The organism is Photobacterium sp. OFAV2-7 (assembly GCF_022347985.1).
Classification (GTDB): domain Bacteria; phylum Pseudomonadota; class Gammaproteobacteria; order Enterobacterales; family Vibrionaceae; genus Photobacterium.
In genome coordinates, this window is the sequence record NZ_JAKRFQ010000424.1 from 1 (window position 1) to 4,285 (window position 4,285).

General features: G+C 47.5%; 7 protein-coding genes. 5 read left to right on the plus strand and 2 right to left on the minus strand.

The features are described 5' to 3' along the window. The coding region (locus MHN01_RS18150) for an alkyl sulfatase C-terminal domain-containing protein (protein WP_239412629.1) at window positions 1-314 on the plus strand (314 nt) is incomplete at its 5' end. A gap of 9 nt (window positions 315-323) precedes the next feature. Next, window positions 324-791 (plus strand): hypothetical protein, encoded by a 468-nt coding sequence (locus tag MHN01_RS18155; RefSeq protein ID WP_239412630.1) that lies wholly within the window; start codon window positions 324-326, stop codon window positions 789-791. Between the two features lie 68 nt (window positions 792-859). Here the strand turns inward: MHN01_RS18155 and MHN01_RS18160 are convergent, their stop codons facing one another. After that, window positions 860-2,065, minus strand: coding sequence for a NupC/NupG family nucleoside CNT transporter (locus MHN01_RS18160; protein WP_239412631.1), 1,206 nt, complete (start codon window positions 2,063-2,065; stop codon window positions 860-862). Window positions 2,066-2,067: 2 nt separating this feature from the next. Further along, complete coding sequence (locus tag MHN01_RS18165; RefSeq protein WP_239412632.1) at window positions 2,068-2,613, minus strand: NAD(P)H-dependent oxidoreductase; 546 nt, start codon at window positions 2,611-2,613, stop codon at window positions 2,068-2,070. A gap of 319 nt (window positions 2,614-2,932) precedes the next feature. Here MHN01_RS18165 and MHN01_RS18170 point away from each other — a divergent pair, with 319 nt between their 5' ends. From MHN01_RS18170 to MHN01_RS18180, 3 genes are all read left to right on the plus strand, one after another. After that, complete coding sequence (locus MHN01_RS18170; RefSeq protein WP_239412633.1) at window positions 2,933-3,334, plus strand: DUF2170 family protein; 402 nt, start codon at window positions 2,933-2,935, stop codon at window positions 3,332-3,334. Continuing rightward, the gene (locus tag MHN01_RS18175) at window positions 3,331-4,017 is read left to right on the plus strand and encodes a PspA/IM30 family protein (protein WP_239412634.1); all 687 of its coding nucleotides are present in this window, start codon (window positions 3,331-3,333) and stop codon (window positions 4,015-4,017) included. The genes MHN01_RS18170 and MHN01_RS18175 overlap by 4 nt, the downstream gene beginning before the upstream one ends. Before the next feature lie 60 nt (window positions 4,018-4,077). Then, window positions 4,078-4,285: ion channel (locus tag MHN01_RS18180; protein WP_239412635.1), on the plus strand; the 208-nt coding region annotated here is incomplete at its 3' end.

The following is a 4,285-nucleotide window of genomic DNA, read 5'->3' on the forward strand; positions in this document are numbered from 1 at the left end:
CGGTAAGACTTCTGCCTGAAAAAGCGGCCGGCAAACAATACGCTATAAATATTGATTTTACCGACCTTGAAGAGCAGTACACACTGTATATCGAGAATTCCGTACTCAACCACACCACTAAATTGAGTGACAAACCCGATGTCACTCTCACGTTGACCAAAGAATCCTTAGACAATATTCAACTCGGCATCATCACTCTGGAAAAAGCTATTTCCAGTGGAAAGATAGAATTGAAAGGTGATAAGGAAGCCTTCAAAGACTTTGTGGGGATGCTGGATAACTTCAACTTCTGGTTCAACATTGTTACTCCATAGGAGAAACAGATGAAGCCATTACATTGGTTGATGCTATTAAGTTTGGCTTCTCTGGGAGCAAGTTTCTCTGTACGGGCTTGCTCTTATGACGGGCAGTTCAATAATCCCTTCACCGAGAGCTTTCCGGGCTCGCTTGATGTGGCGATTGCAACACAAGAGGCACTTGAGCTCAAACAACTGGAAACTATTGATGAGCTGAAAGGGCAACAAGGGTTAAGGCGTGCAAGCTGGTGGCTAAAATTATTGGTAAAGCAGCATAACAGTGAGCTTAAGTCTGTTGCTTATATATATCTGGTGGACAGCCATCTTTGGTCCAGGATGACAATAGATAGCAGTGTAGATATTCACTCATCACCGACATCATTAGACCAAAAGTCTGTGTTGTTACTGAGTGAAGCCACCTTGAGCGCCCTTGTTCAGAACAAAGTCGATTTCAAGAGTGCTATTGAGCTTGGCATTATGAAATTTTCTAGCTAGTAACAAGATTCAAAACAATTAAATTCAATGGCTAGAGAGTCATCCCCTCTAGCCATACTATTTCTAAATTATACAAACAGACCGACGATAGTGGCGTTCATCAAGTTGGCCAATGTTGCAGCAAGCAGTACTTTCATGCCTATTTGGCCGATAACACCTGCTTTAGTCGGGATCATTTTACTCAGTGCGCCACATACCATAGCGACAGAGCCGATGTTGGCAAAACCACAAAGTGCGATAGTCATGATGGCTGTTGAGCGCTCGGTCATGACGATCTTGCCCATATTGGCGAAAGCGACAAACTCATTCATTGCGATCTTTTGACCCAGGAAGGATCCGGCAATGGATGCCTCTTCCCATGGAATACCGATCAGCCAGGCAACTGGTGAGAATAAGGAGCCGAGAATCATATCAACCGACAACCCGGTGATATTGACCATTTCGCCGATTGCATTCAGGCCACCGTTCAGCAGTGCCATAAGACCGATACATGAGATGATCACCGCACCAACAATAGCGGCAATTCCTACCCCGGCAATTGCCCCTTTCGCAACCGCATCGATAAAGCTGGTCGGTTTTTCATCATCAGGTAACTCAGGCACCTCATCGATAGTGACTTCAGTTTCTGGAATGATCAGCTTGGCAAACATCAGGCCAGCAGGTGCAGACATGAAACACGCCATGATGAGGTAGTTAAGCTCAACACCCATCCCGGCAAGTCCCGCCAGAATCGAACCCGCAATGGATGACAATCCGCCTACCATCACCGCAAAAATTTGCGAACGGGTCAGAACACGGTGATAAGGCTTCACCAGAAGAGGGGCTTCCGTTTGGCCTAAAACGATATTACCGGCAGCATTCATTGATTCCGCACGTGAGGTACCCAGTACCTTCTGCAGGCCGCCACCAATGATGTAAACGAACCACTGCATAATGCCGAGGTAATAAAGCAATGACGTTAACGAGGCGGTAAAGATGATCTGCGGCAATACCTGAAGCGCCCAGACAAAACCGATGCCATCAACACTGAAATTCACCAGGCTGCCAAAGGCAAATTGAATTCCCTCTGCACCATAGCCAAAGACATTGCCAACCGCGTTAGATATAGACAGTAATACACCAGCTCCCATATCAGTCGCCAACACAAAGAAAGCAACCACCAGAATAACGGTAAACGCCCCGGCAACCGCACGCCAGCTAATGGCTTTGCGGTTTTCAGAGAAAATAAACCCGATGCTCAGCAGCGTAATAATACCTAGTACAGACTGAACCATTGTTATTTCCCTGTTAGTGCATTGACGGTATTCATCACTTGCAGGGCATGTGCCTGCGCCAGTTCGAGTGTCTTGGCTTTGTCGCCGCCCTCATTGGGATCAGCATTCAGCTCGAACGTCACAACCGTATCGACAATATCCATTTCCGCGGCACGGAACGCATGCTCGAAGGCTTTCTGGTATTCGCCAAACGGCATGAAATTAAAACCGCTCTCGCTATAAGAGTCCGCTGTTGCACCGGCGGTGATTGAAAAAACAAGTTTCTTGTCCTTCAGCTTGCTGCCGTCGGGACCAAAGGCAAAGCCATAGGTGAACACGTCATCAATCCACTTTTTCAGTACCGCGGGAAAAGTGCTCCAATACAAAGGAAACTGCACAACAATCACATCAGCCCTTAACAGCGCTGCCTGCTCTTCTTTAATATCACCCTGATACACGGCCAGATTGTGAATTAACCAATCCGTTTCCTGCTGATAATGCCTGTAAATTGCCGCATTGGCTGTTGATGCCTGTAGGTCTGGATGTCCATCGATAACGAGTACATTCATAGAGTGGTTCCTATAATCAGATTAAACCGGATTGATTATTCGTATTTTCTGTCCGGCTTGTATTTATTCGCCTAATAGATGCTGATTATAAAATCTCCACCGGCGGCAAAGAGAGGACATTTGTCCTTTCGCTATAGAGGCAGTTCATACTATTGAGAACTGCGATATGACGAAAAGAGAGCTAAACCTGTCCGACAAATCTCACATCGGCTCACAAAACAGCAACAAATTCGCTATGGAATGATGTTAATTCAACAGTTTAAACTCATAATAAGAATACGTTTTTCTTACCCCGACCACTTTAAATAAGGTATGACTAATGACGTGGCAATTAAACGATCTTCTCCCTGTACTGTCTGAGCATGACGGCTGGGAAGTCAAAGAGCATGACCAAACACTTGTTATCAGCAACGAAGATAACATCGACGCATACCTTGCCGTTGCTGGTGAACAGATCCTGGTAGAGGTACTGCTATTCCCGCACCAGCAGGTCAATAACATTCATGCTTTGAATGATCTGATCTTGCGTACTCACAAAATGTTCCCGCTATCGACCATAGGTATCAATGAAATTGACGGCGAAAGCTACTATGTCGCTTTTGGCTCACTCTCATCCCAGTCAAAAGCCGAGAGTATCCTCATTGAAGTCGCTACTCTATTCCGCAATGTCGAAGCCTTCATCGAGCTGTATCAGGATCACCTAACGGAGAGCGCATCATGAGTGTTTGGAAAAAACTATTTACCGCTATCAAGGGCGGTGCCAACGAGGCTGCAGAGAGTATTGCCGACAACCAGGCACTGCGCATTCTCGACCAGGAAATCCGCGAAGCAAAACAGGAGCTGCGCCGCTCTGACGAAGCCCTTGTCAGCATTGTCGCCAAGCGCAAGCTGGCCCAGCAAAAAGTCGATGCCATCAATAACGGTATCGAAGAGTACGAAGGCCACGCGCGTGCCGCCATGGACAAAGGCCAGCAGGAGCTAGCCCTGGAGTGCGCCCAGAAAGTTGCCGCTCTGCGCAACGAACAGGATGCCGAGCAAGTGTATCTGGATCAGTTTGTCGCATCAGAAAAAAGCATGCGTACCAACATTGCACAAGCCAAAGACAAGCTGCGCCAGCTAGAACAGCAAGTTGATGTCGTCAAAGCCAACGAAGCGGTGCAAAAAGCACAATCTGCCGTATCGGCCACCAATGTCGGTGCCAATGCCAAAATGCACACGGCCGTTGAGTCACTCGAGCGCATCAAGCGACGCCAGGCTGAAAAGTCGGCCCAGCTAGAAGCCGCGGCTGAGATGGCGGAAGAGCAGTCAGGTAGCAGCCTTGACAAGAAACTGGCCGATGCCGGTATTACCTCTGGCGGCAAAACATCGGCTGAAGACGAACTGGCTCGTATTTTAGGTAAGTAAGGCTGTTACTTTGGTTTTATTACTGACACACAGTTCGCACTCAGGCAAGCGGAGGTAATCATGTCGTTATGGATTCTCTTTCAGCGGTGGGCCGTACGAAACCTCACCCAATTGAACGGACGAAACCTACTGGTTACCCTGCTTAGCTACAGTGCAATCAGCTGGATACTGTTACGGATTGCCGGTGAAAACGATCTTACCCGGTCGTTTACCGACTTTATCTATTACCTCTTCGTCACCGCCTCAACCGTCGGTTACGGTGATATGT